Here is a 25,276-nt window from a genome sequence, read left to right as displayed (position 1 = left end):
ATTATATGTAGAAACTCTCCTAATCTTAAAAGAGTAAGAGAGTTATTATTCAACTTAACCTTATTATCGTTAACACAGCTCCTGGTGTAGTTGTTGATAATGTTGCAACAGCTAACAAGCCAAATAGTTGCAAACTAATAGCACTTCCAGCCGCAAGAGTAGTAATAATTGTTGCACTAAATGATGTAGTTGCTAACGCAGGAGAATTAATCGTCCCAGCAAGTGGCGCTCCATTAATTGTAATCCGCGAACTGACTAATAACGAAGCCGTTATATTAATTGTATATGAAATATAATAGTTCCCAGCATTTGCAACCGTAAATACTGTATTTCCCCCAGATACAGTAATCCCCGGACCGATATTTTGATTATTTGGAAGCGGGACATTTGTTCCACCAAGAAGTACCGATATCGCTGTCCCTGACGTATTATTTGCAAATGCATACGTCGCCGTAATACTTGTACCTGTGACTCCCGTCGGACCAATCTCTCCTGTTGGACCTGTTGCTCCCGTTATTCCTGTCGCTCCCGTTGGACCCGTTGCTCCTGTTATTCCTGTCGCTCCCGTTGGACCCGTTACTCCCGTTATTCCTGTTGCTCCTGTTATTCCTGTCGCTCCTGTTACTCCCGTTACTCCCGTTACTCCCGTTGCTCCTGTTGCTCCTGTTGCTCCTGTTGCTCCTGTTGCTCCCGTTATTCCTGTCGCTCCCGTCGGACCTGTTGCTCCCGTTGGACCCGTTGCTCCCGTTGCTCCTGTTGCTCCCGTTGCTCCCGTTGCTCCTGTTGCTCCCGTTGCTCCCGTTGCTCCCGTTGCTCCTGTTATTCCTGTCGCTCCCGTTGCTCCCGTTACTCCCGTTATTCCTGTTGCTCCTGTTATTCCTGTCGCTCCCGTTATTCCTGTCGCTCCTGTTACTCCCGTTGCTCCCGTTGCTCCCGTTACTCCCGTTACTCCTGTTGCTCCTGTTGCTCCCGTTATTCCTGTCGCTCCCGTCGGACCTGTTGGACCCAGCTTAGGAACTGTTCCATCGCAACTAAAACAGCATGAATCAACATGTACACCATTTTGATTATTACAACTACAATATCCATTTATATTATTTCTCCATGAAGACATGTTGATCACTTCCTTTACTTCGATCTTTTAAGTACAATCATCTAGTTAGAAAACACCTATCTAACTAACAAAGAAATAATTTACTTAATAGGATAAACACAGATACATTCCATAGATTCTAGTAATTATTACATGCAATTTGCTCTCCTTTTGCTTGTACTTTCGCCTCACCTCCACAGATTATTAACCTTACATATTCCGTTTTTCGTACACAGCCAATTTCCCATTGAAACTTCCCATATTCGCTATTTTTCGTCAAAATTTTAGAAAAATATTGACACTTAAAATATCCTCATAGTATGATTTGGGTGTTGTAATTGATAACTATTTTCATTTATGGTGCTAGTTACAAAAATACTTAATTTGGGGGCAGAAGATGAAGAAAATTCTCAGTATTTTCATAGTAGTTTTTCTATTCGCTGTTGGATGCGGACAGCAAAAAGAGGAGAAAAAAGAAACAAAAGCGGACAATAAAAATCAAGCTATAACAATTAAACACGCTGAAGGGGAAACGAAGTTAGATAAACCAGCGAAAAAAGTAGTTGTACTTGAATGGGTATATTCAGAAGACTTATTAGCACTTGGTGTTCAGCCAGTAGGGATGGCAGACATTAAGAATTATAATAAATGGGTAAATACAAAAACAAAACCGAGTAAAGATGTTGTAGATGTCGGGACACGTCAACAACCAAACTTAGAAGAAATTAGCCGTTTAAAACCAGATTTAATTATCACAGCTTCATTCCGTGGTAAAGCAATTAAAAATGAATTAGAACAAATTGCACCAACAGTTATGTTTGATCCATCAACAAGCAATAATGATCACTTTGCTGAAATGACAGAAACATTTAAACAAATTGCAAAAGCAGTTGGAAAAGAAGAAGAAGGTAAAAAAGTATTAGCTGATATGGATAAAGCATTCGCTGATGCAAAAGCAAAAATTGAAAAAGCAGACTTAAAAGATAAAAACATCGCAATGGCACAAGCATTTACTGCTAAAAATGTGCCAACATTCCGTATCTTAACTGACAATTCTTTAGCTTTACAAGTTACAAAAAAATTAGGTTTAACAAATACTTTTGAAGCAGGAAAATCTGAGCCTGATGGTTTCAAACAAACAACTGTGGAATCATTACAAAGTGTACAAGATTCAAACTTCATTTACATTGTAGCGGATGAAGATAACATTTTTGACACGCAACTAAAAGGCAACCCTGCTTGGGAAGAATTAAAGTTTAAAAAAGAAAACAAAATGTATAAATTAAAAGGCGACACTTGGATTTTCGGTGGTCCTGAGTCTGCAACATCTTTAGCAACACAAGTAGCAGATGTAATGACAGCGAAGAAGTGATTACACGATGAATAACTTACAACATACACTTCGAGCAAGTCTTGTATTCGGAGGAGGAGGAGCTCTCTTGCTCCTCCTTTTCTTTATTCATATCGGACAAGGTCAAGCAAACATTTCCTATAGTATGATTATTGATGCTCTTATCTCACCGAACCAATCGCTAGAGCATCAAACTTTAATCATGCTTCGATTACCTAGAGCTGTAATTGCCATTTTAGCTGGAGGTGCTCTTGCTGCATCTGGGGTCATTTTACAAACGTTAACGAAAAATCCACTTGCCGAATCCAGTACAATGGGTATTCACTCTGGTGCATATTTCTTTCTAGTAGCGGCTACAATTTTCTTACCGAAAGGTCTGCAAATTAACTCACTTCTTTTCACATTTATCGGTGGTGCTATTACTGCTTTATTTGTATACCGTATTTCTGGTGGAAAAAAGGGAACCCCACTTAGAATGGCACTAGCTGGTATGGTCGTTACATTAATGCTTTCTGCCTTTACTGGAACGATGCAGCTTTTCTATGAAAATGAAACAGCTGGTTTATTTTTATGGGGAGCTGGCTCTCTTATTCAAAATAACTGGGATGGCGTTCAATTTGCTTTTCCATTTATCATTATTTCTTTCCTAGTTTTACTTGGCATATCTCGCAAACTCAACATTCTCTTACTTGGTGATGATGTTGCGGTTTCTCTTGGCGAAAAAACAGCAGTAACACGTCTTATCGCCTTCATTGCTGCAATCTTTTTAACAGCAGTCATTGTTACTGTCGTTGGACCAATTGGTTTTGTCGGCTTAGTTGCACCTCATTTAATGCGCCTGATAGGATACCGTCAACACTTTACTCTTCTTCTCTCTTCTTTCTTATGGGGAGCAGTATTATTACTTGGAGCAGATGTTGCTGGTAGACTAATAGATCCAACCGGTGCCGAACTTCCTGTTGGGGCAGTCACGGCAATGATTGGATCGCCTTGGCTTATTTACTTAGTGTATCGGATGATGAAGTCAAAACAATATATGAATGATAACGGTGCGAATGCAGCTGGAGCTAGTTCCCGCTATTACTCTTATAAAAAGGTAATCATTATATCTATCACACTCTGTATTGTGACAATTGCTCTTGGTGTTACAATCAGTAGTAACGCTTATATCGAAAGCATTACAAATGTTATATCAGGCCAATTAACACAATTTGATAAAAACATGATGATGAACCTTCGTTTACCAAGAATGCTCGTTGCTGCTATCGCTGGCGCATGCCTTGCAATAAGCGGGCTTGTTTTCCAAGGTATATTACGAAACCCACTCGCAGATCCTTCTATTATCGGAATTTCATCAGGAGCTGGTGTTGGTGCTTTAACTATTATGTATGTCTTTCCTGCACTTCCTGGTTTCTTCCTACCTATTGGTGCATTTATCGGGGGACTACTTGCAGTTGGAATTGTCCTCTTCTTCTCATGGAAATCAGGATTCAGCCCAACAGCTCTTGCTTTAATAGGAATCGGTATTTCAGCTCTTGGCTCAGCGATTATTCAAATCTTTATCGTTAAAGCAAATTTGAACGTTGCTGCTGCTTTAACATGGCTATCAGGTAGTACGTACGCAAGAGGATGGAATCACTTAGAAAATATCATTCTATATCCATCGCTAATTCTTGTATTGATTATCTTTTTCTTAATAAAACAACTTGACGTTCTCGTACTTGGAGATGATTTAGCAACAGGACTCGGGCAACCAGTAAATAAAACGCGCCTTGCCCTCATTGTGTTAGCAACACTACTTGCATCTGTAAATATCGCAGCTGTCGGTACAATTGCCTTTCTAGGCCTTGTCGCACCACACTTAGCGCGAATTGTTGTTGGAATGAATCACCAAAGACTATTCGTTTGTTCTGCACTGTTTGGAGCAATCCTTCTTTCCATCGCTGACTTACTCGGACGAACAATTGCATACCCGAAAGAAATCCCTTCAGGTCTTGTAGTTGCTGTACTTGGCGCACCTTATTTCTTATGGCTGATGAGGAAGAGTGGGAAGAAGGTTAATTAAAAAAAGAGGCTTCTTATGTGAGAAGCCTCTTTTTTAATTCATTCTCATAAGCCTAAAGGAAACTATCTTTTTTTCACGAATTTAACCTATGAACATAACTAGGGGGGATAACAATGTATCAAACACTTGAAGGCTTCTTGCAATCATGGACATACGAGGCTGAGTCTACTCAGAAAATGCTTGATTCATTAACCGATGCATCTTTATCACAAGAAATTGCACCTGAGCATTGGACGTTAGGCAGAGTTGCTTGGCATATCGTGACGGCAATTCCAGTTATACTATCTGGTACGGGACTTAAATTTGAAGGAGAAACGAAAGATTATCCTGTACCAACTTCAGCAAAAACAATTGCAGATGGGTATCGTAAAGTGAATACGGCTTTTGTTGAAGCACTTCAAAGCGAATGGACGGATAAAGACTTAGCTACTATCAATGACTTCTTTGGTCGTCCTATGCCAAATTTTATATTTTTAATGACACTTATTAATCATCAAAATCATCACCGTGGACAAATGACAGTTTTAATGCGGCAAGCTGGCTTAACAGTTCCTGGCGTATATGGCCCCGCAAAAGAAGAATGGGCTGCCGCTGGAATGGAAGCACCTAAAATGTAACAACAAAAAAAGACAAGGTGTTTACCATCTTGTCTTTTTCTGTAACTTGTTTCATGTGAAACTTTATAATGCATCTTCCCTCTCTATATTTTTAATGCCGTAATATGCAATCACTACTCCAATTGCTGCCAATGCTAGTTGAAGAGGAAGAAAAGTTGCTGTAGAAAACGATGGGTTGCTATTCATTGCAATTGAGACAACGATAAGAGATGAAACAATTGTAGTTGGCACGGAACGTTTACGCATTCCGAAATATAATGGGATTAAACTCATTCCCGCAGTTGCAATGGCTAAAGGAACTAGTTTTATTCCTTCTTGCATCAATTGATCTACTGTGAATGAATTAGGAAGAATTGAAAAATAACTATCTATCCCAAAGAAAATTCCTACTACTAAAATGTTAGATACAATAACTGTTATAAATGTTACTATCGCTGTAATAGCCAACTTACTAGCCATCATTTTCTTTCGGTTAATAGGATAAGAAAACATAAGTAGTATGGTTTTATCTTTATATTCACCAATTATTAACCTTGCGATTAATACACTACCAAAAATAATAAACGTTGCTCTTACTATTGCGCTAGCCATTAACAATATCGCCTCTGGATTCCTTATTTCTGCATCACCTTCTACTTGAGCGATGATGCTCACAAAGATCATTAATGTCAGTATAACAATATTTGCAATAATTGCTCTCTTCACGTACCAACCAAGCTTAAACTTTTTCAATTCTAGCTTCATTAAATGTAGCATGATAGTGTCCTCCTTCCTCCTAAGATTTAATCAATATAAATGACTCCTGTTTCACTTAAAATCTTCGCTTCATTTTTTGCATCACCAATCGTTCCTGCTTTTATTTTTTCTGTATTTTTATCTTTCTTAAGTCCTTTTAAATCCACTATTACGTCAGCTAAATTACTTTTAGCCATAAGCTTCAATGATGCCGGGACACCTTTATACCGTACGCCAATATCACCTGATTTTGTTTCTATAAATAATGATTTTCCTTCTGTCATATCTTTCAGTAATACTTCCCCAGATGTTGAAATGATGTTCATATTTTCGTTTTTTACATTTTTCACATAATTATCGCCAGTAGTGGAAGTTATATTTACATCTTGTAATAAACTATCTTTTAACATTAAATCTCCACTTTCGGATGTGAATTCACCCTTCTCTGCCGATAATCCTGTAATCATTTCATCTCCATATTTGCCCTTTGTCACGATACTTTTTACTACTATATCTCTTATTTTCACATCACCTGATTTATTATTTAATACAATTTTATCTATTTCTTTCTTCGGAATAGCTATACATATACTATTTTTCTTCCTAAACGTGAAACCATTAAAAAATCTGTTCATCTTTTGTTTTTGCTTAATCACAATTTTATTTTCGTCATTTTCTATTTTGACGGGATCTATCTCTTTATCTACTTGTTCACCTTGAGCGGAAATTACTATTTTATTAGCACCTGTACTTTTAAATTCAATATCCCAGTTTTCATTGTCTACTTCTATTTCTTTTATATTATTTATCTCAAAAGACTTTTCTTTCTTAAAATCTTTCCACTGAAATACTTTAAAACCAAAAACCGCACTAGCAATTGTAATGAATAATATTGCAATTACTATTATTTTTTTCACCAGTCATACCCCAGTTCGTTGTTGTTTTAGGCTTGCTTCACGCCACATCGATCTTGTCGATTTTACGAAACGATAGATAACTAATGAAAATTCCTAATAAACAGAGCACGATTGGGATAGCTATAAAATCAAACATACTTACTTGACCGTTTCCAGGACCATAGTTACCACTAATCAGCAAGCCAATTATTACTGCTGAAGTAATCGTTGTTGGTGTCGATTTCTTTCTCATTCCAAAAAATAAAGGAATTAAGCTTATACCAGATATCATAAATGCACTTATAATAGTACCTGGAACGATAGCTATTATTTCACCTATCGTAGCAGGTGTTTCAATCAGTCCCATCATTGGACTCACAAAATATACGAGCAAGCTAATAATGAAAGTCGCGATAATCGTGCTCACAAAGCAAAAACAAAAAACAATTGTTAATTTCGCACTCATTAGCATTTTCCTTTGCAGCGGATACATAAATGATAGTTGGATCGTTTTGTTCTTATACTCATCAATTACTAAACGCGATAAAATGACTGAACTAAAAATAATGAATGTTATCCTAATAAAAATATTTACTAAAGCCATGTTCTGTGTGAAGTCAAAGAAGAGCACGTCTCCCTCGGCTTTCATTCCCCATGCCATAAGGCTTACTGCAGCGAAAATTGCTATAATACAAATTGCTACACTTTTAAAGTAACTAGATAATTGATGTTTCTTCCATTCGAGCTTCATTAATTTAAACATATAAACCACGCCTCCATTCTTTATATAACTGTCTCTACACTGCTAACATTCTAATTCCAGCAGTAACGAAGCTTAACATTCCTATCATTAGTAAAATTAACAACCATTTCCGCTCTGGTTTCCTATAATATAAAATCCCACTTATGAACATTACGACCAATCCACTTACTAGATTCACTAACAATCCATTAAGCATGAATGCCCTCTCCATCCATTACATTTAAGAAATATTCCTCTAAGGAACTATGTTTCTTATTAATACTTTCTATTTCCACATCGTTCATAATAAGTGCTTTTGAAATGGCTTGCTGAGACACTGCCGTATCATACACACGAATCATATTTTCGCTCATTATTTTATAATTTTTTATACCAAGTTTATCTTCTAAAATATAAGCTGCACGCTTCACATCAGGAACAGTAATTTCAATGTACTCTGTTTGTTTTCCGTTAATACTCTTCATTGAAACTTCTTTTATTAGTTTTCCATTTTGAATGACACCAATTGTATCCGCCATTAATTCCATCTCACCTAAAATATGACTAGAAACTAATAATGTAATACCATATTCTTTGCAAAGCATTTTAAATAAGTCTCGTAACTCTTTAATACCAATTGGATCTAAACCGTTAATGGGTTCATCTAAAATGAGCAGTTCTGGCTTTGTTACGATTGCCCTTGCAATACCGAGTCGTTGTTTCATTCCTAATGAAAAATCTTTTACTTTTTTATTATCTATACCTTGCAGCTTCACTAAATGTAAAGCATGGTCAATTTCATTTTTATCGTAATAGCCCATATATTCACAATGTAATTCTAAGTTTTCTTTCGCCGTTAATTTATCATAAAAGATTGGATATTCAATAATCGTCCCCATTCTTTTTAATACTTCATAAGATGTATCTGTTAACTTCTCACCGAAAATTTCAATCTCACCGCTCGTCGGTTTTATTAAATTTGTAATCATTTTCATAATCGTTGTTTTACCAGCACCATTCGGTCCTAAGAAACCGTATATCTCTCCTTTTTTCACATGCATGTTAACGCTAGAAATAACTTCTTTCCCTTTAAACACTTTCGTTAACTGATTCGTTTTTAATATATAGGTCATGTCACTTTCCCCTTTCGCACTACTTTATATTTTTATAATAGACAACGGAAATCTCTTTTTTCTTACCCGTTTCTTACAAATTTCTTACGCTGAAAAAAAGCTTGTAGAATCTACTTCTCTACAAGCTAAAACTGCATCTTTTTTAATGCAACTGTAAAAATTGTTTTTTCATACGGCTTACTAGAAAGATGAATTTTTCCATCCATCGCTTCCACAAGTCTTTTTGTAATCGTTAACCCTAAACCGCTCCCTTGGTACAATCTATTTCTTGAATCTTCAAGTGTGTACATACGCTCGAACACTTTATCAATATGCGATTCATCAATTCCTTTTCCTGTATCCCATACGTCTATATACACATTCGTTTCATCATCTCTTAAAGTCATACCAAGTGTCTTTCCATCGTCTCCATATGTAATCGCATTTGATATAAAATTGTTCAATACCCTACCTAATACTTCTACATTTCCAAGTGCATATATATTTCTTTCTGGTATATCAATATGAACATGAAAACCTTTCGACGTCACTAAATCATAAAAAGATAAAATCTTCTCACGACAAACTTCATTCATATTCACTTTTGTCATCTCGATTGCTTTGTCACCAGATTCTAATTTTGCTAAATCAAAAAACTTATGAATTAGTTCCATTACTTCTAGTGTTTTCACATGAACCTTTTCAAGTAATATTTGTTGTTCTTCTTTACTCATCGTTTTATCCTTATTTAACATTTCTGTATATCCAAGAATAACTGTTAGCGGTGTTTTCAAGTCATGTGAAATATTTGAAAGCATTTTTCTCATCGAAATTTCTACTTTCGCATGATCTGCATTCGTTTTCTGTTTTGCATCTAATAATTGATTAATTGCCACTAATAATTTTTGCAATTCTAGATCATCTGTCATAACGAGTAACTTCTCGCCTGTTTTTTCATTTACAATACTTTCTAACTTTTCATATGTGTATCTTAAATTTTCACTACTATTTTTTCTCATTTTATATTGTATGTAAATGACACATAACAATATAAAAATAATACTTATTAACAAATTGACCATATTACATCACTTCCAACTTATAACCGATGCCCCATAACGTTTTAATGTATTCTGGATTAGATGGATCACTTTCGATTTTCTCACGCAATCTTCTCATATGAACATTAATAACGTTATCGTCACCGTAATACTCTTCGTTCCAAATTAGTGTATATATTTGTGCTTTTGTAAATACACGATTTTGATTCTTTACAAACAGTTTTAAAATCTCAAATTCTTTTAAAGTAAGTTTGAGAGGCTTCCCGTTTTTTTCCACAGTAAAATTAATTGGATCAATCGTTAAATCACCAATTTGAATCATCTTTTCTGTTGTTTCTGTAGCCGAATATTTCGTAGACCTGCGAATACCTGCTTTTACACGCGCGGCTAATTCAATCATAGAAAATGGCTTACAAATGTAATCATCTGCTCCAAGTCCTAATCCAACAGCTTTATCAACATCTGTATCTTTTGCTGACATCATTAAAATCGGAACGGCACTTTTTTCACGAATAATACGTACAACCTCTAAGCCATCTAGCTTTGGCATCATAATGTCGAGGATAATCAAATCAAAGGAACCTTTTAAATATGTGTTTACCCCTTCTTCTCCGTCAGATGCAATTGTAACTTGAAAGCCTTCCTTCACTAAATACTTTTCCACCATCTCTTGAATTGAGAGATCATCTTCAACTAATAAAATATGATGTGACATATGTCTATCCCCTTTTTACAAACGTTAACAATTCAATTGTATCGTAACTACTACAGACTTGAAACAAATATATGAATTTTCAAACCAACTTCCCTTCCTTCCTTAACAATGATATGATGAAATTCACTACGATTGTTCATAATTAACTTTATATAAAGGAGACTTATCATGTCAGAAAACAAAAAAGTAAGCTTAGCTGATTTAATGCGCGAACAACTTGCAAAGAAAAAGCAAGGTAACGGTAATGGTCAAAATGCCAAAAACCAAAGCCAAGAAACAAAAAAATTACAAAACCAACAAACGAAAAAGACAAACAACCAACGTAGACGTACAGGTGTATAAATGAACGGACAAAAACGTTCTAATATCGCACCCGGCCTTGAAGTTGATATTGTATTAAAACAAGATCAACGCACCGGCAAATTAACACGTGGAATTGTAAAAGATATTTTAACGAACTCCCCTTCTCATCCGCATGGCATTAAAGTGCGATTGCAGGACGGGCAAGTCGGTAGAGTACAAAATATCGTTCAATAAGTAAAGGAGCTCAAGTAAACTCGAGCTCCTTTTTCTTTATTACCCTTTAATTTTCTCGATGAAAACTACTTTTAAATAGTCTCCTTCTTTAAATTGATCGATTGTACGGAAATCTTCTGGTAAAGAATGTTCTTCTAATATTTTATATTTACCATTCATTTCTTTAAAGGCTGTATCGATAAAACCTTTAAACTTTTTCATATCGAATGCACTACAATTTGTAGAAGCAACGATAATACCGTTATTTTCTGTAATGGCAATTGTTTCTTTTAATAAATTTTTATAATCTTTTGCTGCACTAAATGTATATTTTTTCGAGCGTGCAAAGCTTGGAGGGTCTAACACAACCATATCGAACTTCATCTTTTTCTTCGCTGCATATTTAAAGTAAAGGAATACATCTTCTACAATAATATCTTGCGCTTCATAATCAATTTCATTTACACTAAACTGCTCAATCGTTTTACTTAAACTACGATTTGCAAGGTCGACACTCGTCGTTTTACTCGCCCCACCAAGCGCTGCAAATACAGAAAAAGCACCTGTATAAGAGAACATATTTAACACGGTTCTTCCCTTCGCATATTTATCACGAATTTGTTTTCGCACGTTACGTTGATCTAAAAATACCCCAACCATCGCTCCGTCATTTAAATAAACAGCAAAGTTCACACCATTCTCTTTTACGATAAGCGGGAACTCACCGCGCTCTCCTGCTACGAAATCATCGCCTTCAATGTATTTCCCTTTCGTATCAAAACGCTTCTTCTCATAAATACCTTTAAAGTTTGCTACTTTTTGGAGAGCAGCTATAATCTCATCTCTGAAAGTATAAATCCCTTCGCTATACCAGCTCACTACATAATAACCGTCATAATAATCGATGATTAAGCCACCAAGACCATCACCTTCACCGTTTAGGGCGCGGAATGCTGTCGTATCACTTGATTTGTAAAATTGCTTTCGTTTATGTAAGGCAGATTTTATTTTACTTTCAAAGAAAGATTGATTAATTTGTTCACTCTCTTTTCTCGTTAAAATCCAACCGTATCCTTTATTTTGTTTTCCATAATAACCTTTTCCGACAAAGTGGTTCTTCTCATCTACCACTTTAATGATTGTTCCTTCTTCCTGAACATCATTTAAATTTTGAATCGCATCTTTTAAAATAAGCGGATATCCACTTTTAATTTCTTTTATAAATTTCGGTTTTATTTTTACAGTTACTTCTGATCGCATATAAAAACTTCCTTTCCATTTGCATGCTTTCTTTATAGGAAGCACTTAAAAAACGAGACTGAAAAACAGCCTCGTTTCACTATACCATATTATTGCTTTGCTAGTACAACTAGCTCATCCCCTGGCATAACAGCTATATATTTATACAATGTTGAAAAAGTAAGACTACCATCTCTATGGCGAATAAATAATATTAAATCCTCTGAATTGATTTCTTCTTTATTAATCTTTTGTTCTTCTGCAACTTGTATCGTTTTAAACGTATAACCATCTTCAATTTTTCTATTTAATTCCTCATAAATTTCATTTTGACCAAACAGTAAATGAGCTTTTTTCGAAAGGGAAATGCGTTCTTGTTCAATCTTTTCTACATCATGGATTGGAAGTAAAAATGTATTATGATGTCCAAACTGCGGTACGTATGTATTTGCGACTAATACATTATAAGAATCCGTATCTGTAACTGCAATTAAGTATTCATACTGATTCATATCAACTTCAAATTGTAACTGTTCAGAAAGTACTTGACCATTATATGTATTAAGCCCTTTCACCTTTGCACATTGCAAATGCTCTTCTGATACATCTACAATTAAGCTCGGAACACCCATCTCTTTACAGTGCAATGCAAAAGCAGATGAGAATGTACTCGCACCTGAAATTAGAATTCCTGGTGGCTCCGTATTCGCCAATCCTAATCTTTTCGCTAAAAATCCAATTGAAAATCCATGAGCACAAACGGTCGTAATAACGAGTGCAAATGTAAGTGCCGTTAATATAGAAGCATCTTTATAACCTTCTTGTAATAACTCCGTCGCAAAGTAACTTGAAACCGTTAATGCAACAATACCTCGCGGCGCAATCCAGCCAACTAGCGCCCGTTCTGCTTTTGTTAACTCTGTGCCGATTGTCGATATCCAAATCGATAAAGGGCGTACAACAAATAGCATCATAAGTACGAAGCTTATAATAGGCCAGCTGAAAATCTCCATAATAGTTGTTCTTGGAAGCGATGCTGTTAATATAATAAAAACAGTCGACGTTAGTAGTACAGAAATATTTTCGTTAAAATGACGAATATCACCGATAGAAGAAATATATTTTTTCATCCGCGCAAGCGTAATCCCCATTACTGTTACAGCTAGCATACCTGTTTCATGCATCACCTCATCCGCAATGCCAAAGCATAACAGTACCGTAACTAACAAAATTGGTGCTTTTAAATATTCTGGTACTTTCCCCTTTAAAATCATATAGCTCATAAAAATACTAAATATATAACCGAGTACCATTGCAAATAATGAACCTGCAAAGAAATACAGCAACGTATGTAATTGTACATTTTCTTTCGTTAAGAAATTTACAATTTGAAAGGCGAATACAGCAAGCAAAGCGCCAAATGGATCAACGATAATCCCTTCCCATTTTAAAATTGCTGCTGTTCTTGGTTTTAATCGCGCTTGGCGTAACAACGGAATAATTACCGTTGGACCTGTCACAATAAAAAGTCCCCCAATAATAAATGCAACCGCCCAATCTAATCCAGCGACGTAATGAGCTGCAAGTGAGCCAGCAATCCACGCGATAAACGCTCCAAACGTAACGATACGAAATACTGGTTTCGATAGCCCCCTCAGTTCACGTATATCTAAACTTAAACTACCCTCAAACAATATAATCGCAACAGAGAGTGATACGAGTGGACTAAAAACATCTCCAAGCACCTCTTTTGGATTAATAATACCGAAAACCGGACCAATTAATAATCCAGCAACTGCCATAACAACAATCGCAGGGAGCTGGAAGCGCCATGCAGTCCATTGTGAAGCAATACCTAACGTAATGATAATAACGATACTAAGTAAAAGTGATTCAACCATAATGCCCTCCTTGTTCATAGTATTGCGACAGCAAAGTATAAACCATACTTTACTTCTATATATTTTCAATTAATTCTATTTACATAATATATAATCAAGTTAAATATATAGTCAACAGAAGGACACTATACTTACATAAAGTGAAACTTTAATCAGCCCTCACCAATCAGGCTTTTACTGCCCGGCAAATAGCAGGATTAAAAATATTATCATAATTTAAGATTACCATTGACAATGATAATGATTTTCATTATCATTTAATGTATATGAATTCTCGAAAATAAAGGCTACACTTATAGGAGGAATAAACATGATTATTGTTACAAATACAGCTAAAATTACAAAGGGTAATGGACATAAATTAATTGATCGTTTTAATAAAGTAGGTCAAGTGGAAACAATGCCAGGCTTTTTAGGATTAGAAGTTCTTCTAACGCAAAATACAGTTGATTATGATGAAGTAACAATTAGTACACGCTGGAATGCAAAAGAAGATTTCCAAGGTTGGACGAAGAGCCCAGCATTTAAAGCTGCTCACTCCCATCAAGGCGGAATGCCAGATTATATTCTTGATAATAAAATCTCTTACTATGATGTAAAAGTTGTACGTATGCCAATGGCTGCAGCACAGTAAACATATTTCTTTTTTAAAGTATAGAATAGGAGAAACGTTACCACTTCTCCTATTCTATACTTTTTTTACTGTCTTTTTACTAGTTTCGCATGTACGACTAACCTTCCTGCTTCCGGATCGAGTGCATAGTCACACGTCGAAAGTGTTACAATTTGATCACCTGCTGTTACTGTTGTATCCGTTTTATACAACGATTTTTCTTGAATTTTCTCCAAAAATGATGTGTATTCCGTATCACTGCTAAAATCCGTTTCAATGTAATAAAAATCAGTTGTTGTTGTATACACCGAGAACACTTCAAGATCATATCCTTCAAATAATGTATCGTAATATAATTTACGATGCGACATGAAGAACTCTTCATCTAACATTTTCTTTAAACTTCCAAACATAGAACCATCTTTCATACGGTGACCATATAAAATAGTATTTCGATTTTGAGATTTCACATCATTACGGTAGTCCATAAAGATGCTTCCTGCTCTCATATCTTCACCTTTATAATTACGAAATAAATAGTAATCATTGTCTTTCGCTTGAACGATTGGATAATTAATTTGTGTATCATCCATCGTAATCCATCCAACTATTTCTTGGTTAATTTGCTGCAGAGCTTTGAACTGTTTACGCACTTCCCCGTCTTGTGATTGCTCTTCCATCGGACTTTTTTCATAAATGTTTTGTGCTTCGGCCATTACTTTACGATTTTCATAGTAATCCATAAAAATATCACCTAATTCATACACTGAATAGAAAAAGGTACCTAAAAAAACAACTGTAAGTATTCGTTGAAAAAAAGAATTTTTCTTCCGTTCTTTTTTACTACTCAAATTATCACCTCAAAACGGATTGTTCGCATATTTAAATACCCATTGGGACCATATACAATCCTGTATCTTCATCTTGCTTTACAACGACATCTACACCGTATATCGCCTTTATCATATTTTCTGTCACAACGTCATCCGGCTTACCTTTCGTAACAATCTCGCCATCTTTCATAACGATGATGTGATCACTATAGCGAATTGCCTGATTAATATCGTGTAATACCATGACGATCGTCAATCCATGTACTTCATTTAACTCTTTTACTAACTCTAATATTTCAAGTTGATAATAAATATCTAAATAGGTTGTCGGTTCATCTAAAAAGAGCATTGGTGTTTTCTGAGCTAACGTCATGGCAATCCAAACACGTTGTCTTTCTCCACCAGATAAAGCATGAATCTCCTTATCACGTTTACTTAGCAAATTCGTACATGCTAAAGCCCTTTCGATCGCTTCTCTATCTTCATCCGTTTGCGAGGAAAAAATATTTTTATGAGGCATACGACCAAAACTTGTTAATTTCTCTACCGTCATATCTGCTGGTGCTTCATTTTGTTGATGGACAACGGCTAACTTTCTAGCAAACTCTTTCGGTTTATATTGGCTAATTGCTTTCCCATCTAGTATGACCTCTCCGCTACGAGGATCATGATTTCTTGACATCACGCCAAGTAATGTCGATTTCCCACAACCATTTGGACCAATAATTGTTGTAACTTTACCAATTTCTATTTCACTACTAACCGACTTTAATCGATCCGTTACATTATCATACGAGAAGGTTACATTTTTAATTTCCATGAACTTTATCACTCTTTCTAAGCAAGAATATTAAGAATGGGCCACCAATAACTGCCATAATCGTCGCCGCTGGAATTTCGTTAGGTGGTACAATTAACCTTCCAATCGTATCCGCCGTCAAAATTAATAACGCTCCTGCAAGAGCAGAAAAAGGAATTAATACTTTATGATCTGAACCGACTAATTGTCTTGAAATGTGAGGAACAAGTAATCCTACAAAAGCAATAACACCTGCAATCGCTGTTGATACTGCAGCTAAGAGTACTGCAATAGCAGAAATAATAAGACGAACTCTCGTCACGTGCAAACCTAAGTTTTTCGCAGTCTTATCTTGTAGTGATAATAAATTACACCAAGCTCCTACAAACAGAGCAAGAACCAAACCAATTGTTCCATACGTAACCATTATTTCTACATCGCCCCACGTCTTCATCGTTATATTAGAAGTCGTCGTTTGCTTAATACTCTTAATGAAATATCCACAAATCGTAATGAACGATTCATTTAATCCAGTAAACATCGCATTAATAGCTATACCAACTAAAATAATACGAAGTGGACTTAACCCTGACTTCCATGAAAATGCATAAACGAGATAACACGCAAACGCACCACCTAAAAAGGCAAATACTGGTGTCCAGAAAAAGAATTGCGGGAACAACGTTATAATAACAAGTGTCATAAAACTTGCTCCTGAAGATATCCCAATCACTCCAGCATCAGCAAGTGGATTTTTCATAACAGCTTGAAAAAGCACACCAGAAACAGCAAGAGCCGCTCCAGTGAATAACGCAATAATAATACGCGGAAAACGTAAATCTTTAATCACTGCAACATCTTCATTTCCACCTGTAAATATCCCTTGTACAAGTTCAACAATACCTACTTCTAAACTCCCTTTCATCGCTGACAATGATGTCATAACGATAAGTAATGCAGTAACAATGAGGAAACTCCAAGTTTTTTTATTCATTCTACTCTTCCTTTATATTAAAATGCATCACGGATACATCATTTTTTTCAATTCATCTAACGCTTCAATTGCTGCTAAATTTCCTGTCGTTCCAAATAAACGCTCTTCTAAATCGTAAACACGATTATTTTTAACTGCAGCGAAGTGCTTCCAAATGTCATTCGTTTTAAATTCTTTATCAAACATTTTTACAACTTCATTAGGCATACCATGAGCTGCTCGTAAAATAATATCTGGATCAGCTTTCTTTAAGTACTCTGTATTAGAAGCTAAATATTCTACTTTTTCACCTTGCACAATATTTTTACCACCTAGTTGTTTCACTAAATCTCCAATATAAGAATGCTCTGTTGCTACTAAATAACTTCCCGGCACACCTAATAAAATAAGTACTGTCGGTTCTCTCTTTCCTTTTACTTCTTTTCGAATGCTAGCGACTTTTTTATCTAACTTCGTTACAACTGCTTCAGCTTGTTTTTCACGCCCATATTGCTTACCTAAATTACTAATGGCATTTTGCATATTTTTTAAACTAGTTAAGTCTACAAAGTTTGCTTTCATACCTACACCATCAAAAACTGGCTTTAATTCATATTCAAGTGTTGTAACAGATAATACTTCTGACGGCTTTAATGATTTTACCTTTTCCATATCAGGACTCATCGGATTCCCGACTTCAGGTAACCCTTTATATCTCTTTGGTAAATCTTTCATACTCGTTGGAACACCAACTAAATCTACTTCTAACGCATCCATAATTTCAGTAACAGCAACTGTCGTAGCAACAACTCTCTCTTTACTCTCACTCTTCACCTGTTTTGCTGCTTCTTTTTTAGGCGCCGAGCATCCAGCTATACTTACTAATAAAATGATAGCCATTAGTACACTTGCAATTTTCTTCACTCTCAATTACCACTCCTTTCCAAACAATATGAAACAAGTCTTGATGCACGCGAACATGCATCAAGACTCCAAAAATTACAATCTACCTGCTCTATATTTACGAACTAGTAAAGCAAGTGAACCTAGCAGTAACACCATGTATAAACCAAGTTGTGCTGTATCTGCAGTTTTTGAGTTTTTCTCTTTTTTCGAATCATTATTTGTAGCTTCGTTTTTCTTTTTACCATCTGCATTCCGGTTAAAATCAGGAGTTCCTACTGTTTTTACATTATCTACTTTTGGTGTAGTTACTGGGTTTTTCGGTTCATTCTTTGGATCTTTTTTTGGCTCCTCTTTTACCGTTCCTACAGCGCCAATCTTCGTCGGATCAAATTGAATTTGTACGTCGTAGAAATGATGGTAATTCATTGAATCGATATCTACTTTTACTTTTGCATTTAATTTTGCAAATAAATCATTAGCTTCAAATTCTACTACTCTTGTATTGGCAGCCTTATCTTCACTTACTACTTTCGCATCTGCAAATCCACCATTCTTTTCTGTTTGGAATTTCGTAATCCATTCACTATTTTTCAGTGTCATTGCAACATACTTCTTGCCATCTTTCACTGTTAATCTTGCTGGACTTACAACATATTGATTCATCATTGAAATTTCTTCTGTCTTATCTTTTAACACTTTAAAAGCAATATCATACTGACCATCTTTTAAATTTTTCGGATCAACTGTTGGGTTTTCATTTAGATTATTCGTTCCATCTTGGTTGTTACTTCCACCTTGGTTGTCGCTTCCGACTTGATTACCATTACCATTACCATCTTGGTTAGTATCTCCACCTTGGTTACCTAAAGCTTTAATACTTCCTTTATCGAATGCAAATTGAATATCATAGAAATGATGATAATTCATCGCATCGATATCTACCTTCACTTTTGCATTTAACTTTTTCGATAAATCAGCTATTTCCGCTTCTACTACTCTTGTATCTTTCTCTTTATTTATACCTAATACTTGCGCATCGACGAACGCACCATTCTTTTCAAACTCAAACTTCGTAATCCATGAGCTATTTGTTAATGTGAAGGATACATATTTCTTTCCATCTTTCACTTTTAATACACCTGGATTCTTCGTATATGTGTTCATCATTGAAATTTCTTCTGTTTTATCTTTTAACACTTTAAAACCGATACTGTATTCACCGTCTTTAAGAGCGTTTGGATCAATTGCTGTGTTACCGTCTTGGCTGTCGTTTCCGCCTTGGTTGTTGTTTCCGCCTTGGTTGTCATTTCCACCTTGGTTGTCGTTTCCACCTTGGTTGTCGTTTCCACCTTGGTTATTGTTTCCGCCTTGGTTGTCATTTCCACCTTGGTTGTTGTTTCCGCCTTGGTTGTCGTTTCCACCTTGGTTGTTGTTTCCGCCTTGGTTGTCATTTCCACCTTGGTTGTCATTTTCACCTTGGTTGTCTAACGGTTGAATACTATCATTATCAAATGCAAATTGAATATCATAGAAATGGTGATAATTCATTGAATCAATATCTACTTTCACTTTTGCATTTAGTTTCTTAGATAAATTAACTACTTCCACTTCTACTACACGTGTATCAGCTTTCTTATCTTCACTTAATACACTTGCATCAACAAATGAATTATTCTTTTCAAATTCGAACTTTGTAATCCATGAGCTATTCGTTAATGTAAAGGATACATATTTCTTTCCATCTTTCACTTTTAATACACCTGGACTCTTCGTGTACGTATTCATCATTGAAATTTCTTCTGTTTTATCTTTCAATACTTTAAAACCAATATTGTATTTACCATCTTTAATGATATCTCCGTTTGGTTGTTTGCCTCCGTCTGGTTGTTTGTCTCCGTCTGGTTGTTTGTCTTCACTTTTAATAGGTTCCAATTTGTCTTGTTCAAATACAAGTTGTACGTCATGCGTTTGTTTATAATTTCTTGATGCCATCTCAATAAATACTTTTGTATTAAGTTTTTTCGATAAATCAGCTACTTCAAACTCTACTACTCTTGTATCTTTTTCTTTATCTTCACTCACTACTTTTGCATCAACAAATACACCATCTTTTTCCGTTTGGAAATTTTTAATTAATGAGCTACTTTTTAACGTTACAACCGCTTTTTTCTTACCATTTTCTACTTTCAATACTCCTGGATTTTCCATGTAACTATTCATTTTAGATTCTTCATCTGTTTTATCTTTTAACACTTTGAAAGGAATGCTGTACGCACCATCTTCAATTGTGTTAGAATTTGGTTGTTGATCTGGGTCAGGCTTTTGGTCGGGCTTCTGACTTGGATCCGGTTTTTCATTTGGATCTGGCTTATTAGCTGGGTCCTCTTTTTCATTTGGTTGTTCCACATGAATCGGTGTAATACTATTTTGATCAAATGCAATACGAACGTCGTACTCATGATGATAATTTAAAAAATCAATATCTACTTTTACTTTTGCATTTAATACCTTCTCTACATCTTCTACATCAAATTCTACTACTCTTGTATCTTTTTCTTTATCTTCACTAATTACATTTGTCGCAACTAGCTTACCTGCTTTTTCTGTTTCAAACTTCGTAATCCATGAACTATTCGTTAATGTAAAGGATACTTTCTTTTTCCCATCCTTCACTTTTAAAGTCCCGGGGCTTACTGAATATTGATTCATCATCGATTCTTCATCTGATGTATCTTTTAAAACTTTGAACCCAATTGAATATTCACCGTCAGCCAACTTGGTAGCTGCTTGAACTGCAAGTGGTTGTAATGTTGATACGAATGTAAATATCATTAAAAACATAGCAACAATGATTTTTGTATACCTGTTCAATGGAACGACTCTCCCTTTTGAAAATTATTTAATACTGTTCCCATCAAATACAAAGCGAATATCATATGAAGCATTATAATTAATAATTGGAATATTAATTTTCACCTTGCCATTTAGTTTTTTTGACAAGTCAGCAACTTCAAATTCTACTACTCTAGTATTATCTTTTTTGTTTTCACTTAACACGGTTGTTTCTACAAATTGACCATCTTTTTCTACTTGGAAACTTTTAATAGAAGTACTATCTTTCACTTTAAATGAAACATATTGTTTTCCATTTTTAACTGTTAATGTTGCTGGGCTTTCAAAATAACTATTCATTCTAGACGATTCATCTTTATCGCCTTTCCATACAGTAAAAGCAATATTATATTTTCCATCAGCTAGTTTTGTAGCAGCCTTTGCATCTTGTAAACCTAGTGTTGCAATAAACGTAAATAAAACAGCAAATACGGCAATAATCATTTTAAATTGTTTAAACATATATTCATCACCCTTCAAAAGATTTATTTACTCAATTTCACTTTACGAATTAAGAAAACACCTGAAATAAGAATTAACGCTGCAAACAATCCAATACGTGCTTCATCGCCTGTTTTTGGATTATCTGTTTTTTCAGCTTTTCCATTTTCATTTTTTGTTTCTTTGTTCACTTCTTTAGCTGTTTCCTTACTCTCTACTTTTGTTTTCTCTTCTTTGACTTGTGTACCTGTTTTCGTTTGATCATTATTTTTTGTTATAGCGGCCGCGCCGTTATCTCCACCTACAGCTTGTACATTTGCATCAAAAGCAAAACGAATTGTGTAGTGGTGGTCATAGTTTGCACTTGGTACGACAACATGAATTTTTACTCCTAATGGTTTTGATAAATCATCAATTTTAAATTCAACCGTTCTTTTATCAGCAGCCTCGTCCTTGCTAACTACTTTTGCATCAACAAAATTCCCGTTTTCAGGTGCTTTAAATTCTGTAATCCAAGCACTATGATTCATCGGAATTTGTACTCTCATCTCACCATTTTTCACAATTAGCTTAGCTGGTTTTTCAAAATAATCATTTGCCATTGAAGCTGAATCATTTTCCGCTTTTTGAATGACATAGTTAATGTTATAAGTACCGTCAGCTAGTTGTGCTGAAACTTTCCCATATGGCATGATAAGAAAAGCTAGCATACATACGAACGTTATAATAAAAGCGGGTAATACAGAAATCTTTCTCATTTGGCTTACTTCCTCCTTGTTTATCTTTCATCCCTATTTTTTTGAAAATGATAATTATTCTCAATTTGTTAGAAAAAAATAATAATCTTCTTATCATTATTTAATTGTAATTTATTTATGTAATGTAGATATTATTGATTATCATTCTCACTGTATGTTAAAAATAATACCCCTCCCTATTCTTTATAAAGAGCGATTCGTATTTTAACATAATTCCTTTTCTTGTTGATTATCATTCTCAATGAAGCTCAAAAAAAATAAAACTAACCATTTTCCTACTCTATCACCTCTATCTACCAAAATGATATCGTTATAGAAAGTCTTATACCTTTCACTCCTCACTTTCCTTCTAATATTTCCACAACTAAGTCAATCTTAGCCTACTCATAATTTTTTTGTCAACTATATTACGTATAAAACTTTAAATATCTAAATTTCCTTATATCCGGCTTTTTCTACAAAAAAAGAGGCTTTCTTTCATAGAAAGCCTCTTTTCTCTATTTTTCTACAGCAACTTCTTGCTTTTGAAACAATGAAATGACATATCCAATTACAATACCTACTAGAGCAGGAACAAACCAACCAATCCCAACACTATATAATGGAATTTTATTTAAAATTGGTGTTAATGCTGCAATCTCAAGATTTGCATTGTGTAATCCATCAAAGAAGCTAATCATGAATGCTCCTACAATACCACCTACATACATTACTAAAGGAAGACGAATATAGTTTTCAACAAGTGATAATATAATCAGCACGATACCAATTGGGTAAATTGCGATTAAGATTGGTAATGCTAATGCATTTAACTGAGTTAAACCAAGATTCGCTACCATAAATGCTAATACACAGAAAATGAAAACAACTTTTTGATAAGAAAGCTTCGGTAATAAAGAAGAGAAATATTCTCCGCAAGCTGCGACAATCCCTACTGAAGTTGTTAAACATGCTGCTGAAATTGCGATTCCTAATAATAAAGTTCCGTAACTACCAAATAAATGATTTACAACGTTTGTTAAAATAATTCCTCCGTTTGCTCCCATTCCAAGAGAGACACTAGAAGCTCCCAGATAAGCAAGCGCTAAGTAAACGAGTAGTAAACCAAGTGCTGCAATAAATCCTGCAAAAATTGTTACTTTTGCAATGCTATTTTTATTTGTAATACCTTTTCCTTTTAAAGCATGAATAACAACATTTCCGAAAACAAGTGCTGCAAGTCCATCTAAAGTTAAATATCCGTCAATAAAACCTTTAAAGAGCGGAGCACTATATGCTTCTGTCGGTGCACCAAATTCTCCAATCGGTGTAATAAGTGCTTTCACTACAATAATTGTAATAACAGCTAATAAAATCGGAGTTAATACTTTACCGATGCGGCCCACTAATTTTGATGGGTTTAAAGCTAAATAAAAAGTTACAGCAAAGAAAATAAATGTAAAGATAACAAGCGGGTACGATTGACCAGCTATCTCACTTGGTAAGAACGGTGCAACACTCATTTCATAAGCAACTGTTCCTGTACGCGGCACGCTTACGAATACACCTAAACATAAATAAATTGCAGTAATAAAAACTAGTGCGAATATAGGGTGTACACGCCCCGCTAACTCATTAATATCTCCCTTAAGAGCTATAACGATAACTCCTAATAAAGGCAACCCAACACCTGTTACGATAAAACCAAACAATGCGATCCATACATCTGTTCCAGCGCCTTGTCCTAACGCTGGTGGGAAAATCATATTACCTGCACCGAAAAATAGTGCAAATAACATTAAACTTATTGCAAACATCTCAGAAAACTTTAAAGATGATTTCATTTCTACTAACCTCCTAATTTAATTTAACAAAATATTCTGAATTAAAATCCGTCATATATCCTCTTTCAAGCATACTTCCCCGTAAAAGAACGCAAAAAACACCCGTCCCTAACAAAGGGACGAGTGTTGAAATCGTGGTTCCACCCTTATTCTAATAAAATGAATTTATAACGAAATAAGCTCATTTTATAGCTCGTGTAAATTGATAACGGTTTTATCCGCCAAGAATTACAATGCATTATGCATGCAGTTCACTCTTGAAGTTTAGAGGTGGTAAGTTCGTCTTTCCGTATTAGGAAGCTCACAGCCTAAGGCTTCCCTCTCTGAGAATCGTAAAAAACAACTCATGTCCTCATCATTACTTTTATAAAATATCTTGTCGAAACTTGTTGTTTTTTATTATATGGGCTATTTTTTAAAAAATCAATAGTTTTATTTTTTCTGACAAAAAAATATAGGGAGAAAATTTTTCCTCCCTATAACTGTCCTATTAATAATTCTAATTCTTCAGCTGTAATGTCTCGCCACTTTCCTACTTCAAGATCATTTAGCTCTATATTCATAATGCGTTCTCGCTTTAACTTTGTTACAGTAAACCCGAAAGCTCGGCTCATTCTACGAATTTGTCTGTTCATTCCTTGCGTTAAAACGATGCGAAACGTAGACTTATCCACTCTCGTCACTTTACATGGCTTAGTTATTCCATCTTTAATCTTTACACCGCTGGACATCTCATTAATAAACCAATCTGTAAAAGGTTTATCAACTGTAACAACATATTCTTTCTCGTGCTCATGATCACCGTGTAAAATTTGATTGGCAATCCCGCCGTCATTCGTTAATAAAATAAGTCCTTCTGATGCTTTATCTAATCGTCCAACAGGAAAGATACGCTCTGGGTAATTAATATAATCAATAATATTACCTTCAATATGCTCAGCTGCTGTGCAGGTAATCCCAACTGGTTTATGAAAGGCAATATACACCTTTTCTTTCTCTTCTTTTGCAATAACCTGTCCATCAATCGTTACAACATCACCTTCATTAACAAGTGCACCGTGCGTACATATTTCGCCGTTAATCGCTACGCGCCCGGCTTTAATAAGGCGATCTGTTTCGCGTCTTGAGCAAGAATTTGCTTCGCTTATATATTGGTTGATTTTCATAACTTATTCCTTTTCATATATATTAAAAG

The 25,276-nt window shown here is 35.1% G+C and carries 25 protein-coding genes and 1 other annotated feature; of the genes, 6 read left to right on the top strand and 19 right to left on the bottom strand.

Going from position 1 to position 25,276, the window contains the following annotated elements; genetic code table 11:
- Positions 1–49: 49 nt before the first annotated feature.
- Positions 50–1,114, bottom strand: a complete 1,065-nt coding sequence (locus AC0L0O_RS01945) for a BclA C-terminal domain-containing protein (protein ID WP_473785636.1) — start codon at positions 1,112–1,114, stop codon at positions 50–52.
- A 376-nt stretch (positions 1,115–1,490) separates the two neighbouring features.
- Here AC0L0O_RS01945 and AC0L0O_RS01940 point away from each other — a divergent pair, with 376 nt between their 5' ends.
- From AC0L0O_RS01940 to AC0L0O_RS01930, 3 genes are all read left to right on the top strand, one after another.
- Complete coding sequence (locus AC0L0O_RS01940; protein ID WP_000722819.1) at positions 1,491–2,465, top strand: ABC transporter substrate-binding protein; 975 nt, start codon at positions 1,491–1,493, stop codon at positions 2,463–2,465.
- A 7-nt stretch (positions 2,466–2,472) separates the two neighbouring features.
- The gene (gene fhuB / locus AC0L0O_RS01935; protein WP_001061690.1) at positions 2,473–4,509 is read left to right on the top strand and encodes a Fe(3+)-hydroxamate ABC transporter permease FhuB; all 2,037 of its coding nucleotides are present in this window, start codon (positions 2,473–2,475) and stop codon (positions 4,507–4,509) included.
- A 113-nt stretch (positions 4,510–4,622) separates the two neighbouring features.
- Complete coding sequence (locus AC0L0O_RS01930; protein WP_473785635.1) at positions 4,623–5,126, top strand: DinB family protein; 504 nt, start codon at positions 4,623–4,625, stop codon at positions 5,124–5,126.
- Between the two features lie 63 nt (positions 5,127–5,189).
- Here the strand turns inward: AC0L0O_RS01930 and AC0L0O_RS01925 are convergent, their stop codons facing one another.
- The 7 genes from AC0L0O_RS01925 to AC0L0O_RS01895 form a co-directional block, all read right to left on the bottom strand.
- Entirely contained in the window at positions 5,190–5,882 is a 693-nt protein-coding gene (locus AC0L0O_RS01925; RefSeq protein WP_000902929.1) for an ABC transporter permease, read from the bottom strand.
- 26 nt (positions 5,883–5,908) lie between these two features.
- Positions 5,909–6,778 carry a DUF4097 family beta strand repeat-containing protein gene (locus AC0L0O_RS01920; RefSeq protein ID WP_000720991.1) on the bottom strand — a complete coding sequence of 290 codons (870 nt, stop codon included), beginning with the start codon at positions 6,776–6,778 and terminating at the stop codon, positions 5,909–5,911.
- 37 nt (positions 6,779–6,815) lie between these two features.
- Positions 6,816–7,520 carry an ABC transporter permease gene (locus AC0L0O_RS01915; RefSeq protein ID WP_000475549.1) on the bottom strand — a complete coding sequence of 235 codons (705 nt, stop codon included), beginning with the start codon at positions 7,518–7,520 and terminating at the stop codon, positions 6,816–6,818.
- 34 nt (positions 7,521–7,554) lie between these two features.
- Positions 7,555–7,716: a hypothetical protein gene (locus AC0L0O_RS01910; RefSeq protein ID WP_000931771.1), complete on the bottom strand. Its 162-nt coding sequence runs from the start codon at positions 7,714–7,716 to the stop codon at positions 7,555–7,557.
- Entirely contained in the window at positions 7,709–8,632 is a 924-nt protein-coding gene (locus AC0L0O_RS01905; protein ID WP_000221092.1) for an ABC transporter ATP-binding protein, read from the bottom strand. The genes AC0L0O_RS01910 and AC0L0O_RS01905 overlap by 8 nt, the downstream gene beginning before the upstream one ends.
- A gap of 125 nt (positions 8,633–8,757) precedes the next feature.
- Entirely contained in the window at positions 8,758–9,693 is a 936-nt protein-coding gene (locus AC0L0O_RS01900) for a HAMP domain-containing histidine kinase (RefSeq protein ID WP_000247683.1), read from the bottom strand.
- A 1-nt stretch (position 9,694) separates the two neighbouring features.
- A complete protein-coding gene (locus AC0L0O_RS01895) occupies positions 9,695–10,387 on the bottom strand; it encodes a response regulator transcription factor (protein WP_000018062.1) in 693 nt (230 codons plus the stop codon).
- A gap of 168 nt (positions 10,388–10,555) precedes the next feature.
- Between AC0L0O_RS01895 and AC0L0O_RS01890 the strand changes: the two genes are divergently transcribed.
- On the top strand, positions 10,556–10,729 hold the full coding sequence (locus tag AC0L0O_RS01890) for a hypothetical protein (RefSeq protein WP_001293578.1): 174 nt from the start codon (positions 10,556–10,558) through the stop codon (positions 10,727–10,729).
- Positions 10,730–10,924, top strand: coding sequence for a YwbE family protein (locus AC0L0O_RS01885; RefSeq protein ID WP_001014310.1), 195 nt, complete (start codon positions 10,730–10,732; stop codon positions 10,922–10,924).
- Between the two features lie 39 nt (positions 10,925–10,963).
- Here the strand turns inward: AC0L0O_RS01885 and AC0L0O_RS01880 are convergent, their stop codons facing one another.
- Entirely contained in the window at positions 10,964–12,163 is a 1,200-nt protein-coding gene (locus AC0L0O_RS01880; protein WP_001255955.1) for a class I SAM-dependent rRNA methyltransferase, read from the bottom strand.
- 89 nt (positions 12,164–12,252) lie between these two features.
- Complete coding sequence (locus AC0L0O_RS01875) at positions 12,253–14,043, bottom strand: cation:proton antiporter (RefSeq protein ID WP_000230336.1); 1,791 nt, start codon at positions 14,041–14,043, stop codon at positions 12,253–12,255.
- A 310-nt stretch (positions 14,044–14,353) separates the two neighbouring features.
- On the opposite strand from AC0L0O_RS01875, the gene isdG reads away from it, so the two are divergent.
- Positions 14,354–14,677, top strand: coding sequence for a heme oxygenase (gene isdG / locus AC0L0O_RS01870; RefSeq protein WP_000587815.1), 324 nt, complete (start codon positions 14,354–14,356; stop codon positions 14,675–14,677).
- A 65-nt stretch (positions 14,678–14,742) separates the two neighbouring features.
- Here isdG and srtB read toward each other — a convergent pair whose 3' ends face one another.
- The 9 genes from srtB to AC0L0O_RS01825 all read right to left on the bottom strand — a co-directional run bounded on the left by srtB (position 14,743) and on the right by AC0L0O_RS01825 (position 25,247).
- Positions 14,743–15,507, bottom strand: coding sequence for a class B sortase (srtB, locus tag AC0L0O_RS01865; RefSeq protein ID WP_000095594.1), 765 nt, complete (start codon positions 15,505–15,507; stop codon positions 14,743–14,745).
- A 31-nt stretch (positions 15,508–15,538) separates the two neighbouring features.
- Entirely contained in the window at positions 15,539–16,309 is a 771-nt protein-coding gene (locus AC0L0O_RS01860) for an ABC transporter ATP-binding protein (protein ID WP_000403742.1), read from the bottom strand.
- Positions 16,299–17,282 carry a FecCD family ABC transporter permease gene (locus AC0L0O_RS01855; RefSeq protein ID WP_473785634.1) on the bottom strand — a complete coding sequence of 328 codons (984 nt, stop codon included), beginning with the start codon at positions 17,280–17,282 and terminating at the stop codon, positions 16,299–16,301. The genes AC0L0O_RS01860 and AC0L0O_RS01855 overlap by 11 nt, the downstream gene beginning before the upstream one ends.
- A gap of 27 nt (positions 17,283–17,309) precedes the next feature.
- Positions 17,310–18,191 (bottom strand): heme ABC transporter substrate-binding protein IsdE, encoded by an 882-nt coding sequence (gene isdE / locus AC0L0O_RS01850; protein WP_042988346.1) that lies wholly within the window; start codon positions 18,189–18,191, stop codon positions 17,310–17,312.
- A 69-nt stretch (positions 18,192–18,260) separates the two neighbouring features.
- A complete protein-coding gene (locus AC0L0O_RS01845) occupies positions 18,261–21,008 on the bottom strand; it encodes an NEAT domain-containing protein (RefSeq protein ID WP_473785917.1) in 2,748 nt (915 codons plus the stop codon).
- Between the two features lie 54 nt (positions 21,009–21,062).
- The gene (locus tag AC0L0O_RS01840; RefSeq protein ID WP_000476167.1) at positions 21,063–21,521 is read right to left on the bottom strand and encodes an NEAT domain-containing protein; all 459 of its coding nucleotides are present in this window, start codon (positions 21,519–21,521) and stop codon (positions 21,063–21,065) included.
- Between the two features lie 23 nt (positions 21,522–21,544).
- Entirely contained in the window at positions 21,545–22,258 is a 714-nt protein-coding gene (gene isdC, locus AC0L0O_RS01835; protein WP_001226891.1) for a heme uptake protein IsdC, read from the bottom strand.
- A gap of 497 nt (positions 22,259–22,755) precedes the next feature.
- Positions 22,756–24,081 (bottom strand): branched-chain amino acid transport system II carrier protein BrnQ6, encoded by a 1,326-nt coding sequence (gene brnQ6, locus AC0L0O_RS01830; RefSeq protein WP_000842647.1) that lies wholly within the window; start codon positions 24,079–24,081, stop codon positions 22,756–22,758.
- Between the two features lie 112 nt (positions 24,082–24,193).
- Positions 24,194–24,449: a binding site (T-box leader), on the bottom strand.
- A 108-nt stretch (positions 24,450–24,557) separates the two neighbouring features.
- Complete coding sequence (locus AC0L0O_RS01825; RefSeq protein ID WP_000700761.1) at positions 24,558–25,247, bottom strand: 23S rRNA pseudouridine(2604) synthase RluF; 690 nt, start codon at positions 25,245–25,247, stop codon at positions 24,558–24,560.
- Between the last annotated feature and the right edge of the window lie 29 nt (positions 25,248–25,276).

Source organism: Bacillus sp. GS3m_15504 (assembly GCF_055825275.1).
Note: the sequence above shows the minus strand (reverse complement) of the source record. Positions and strands in the feature narration are given on the sequence as shown.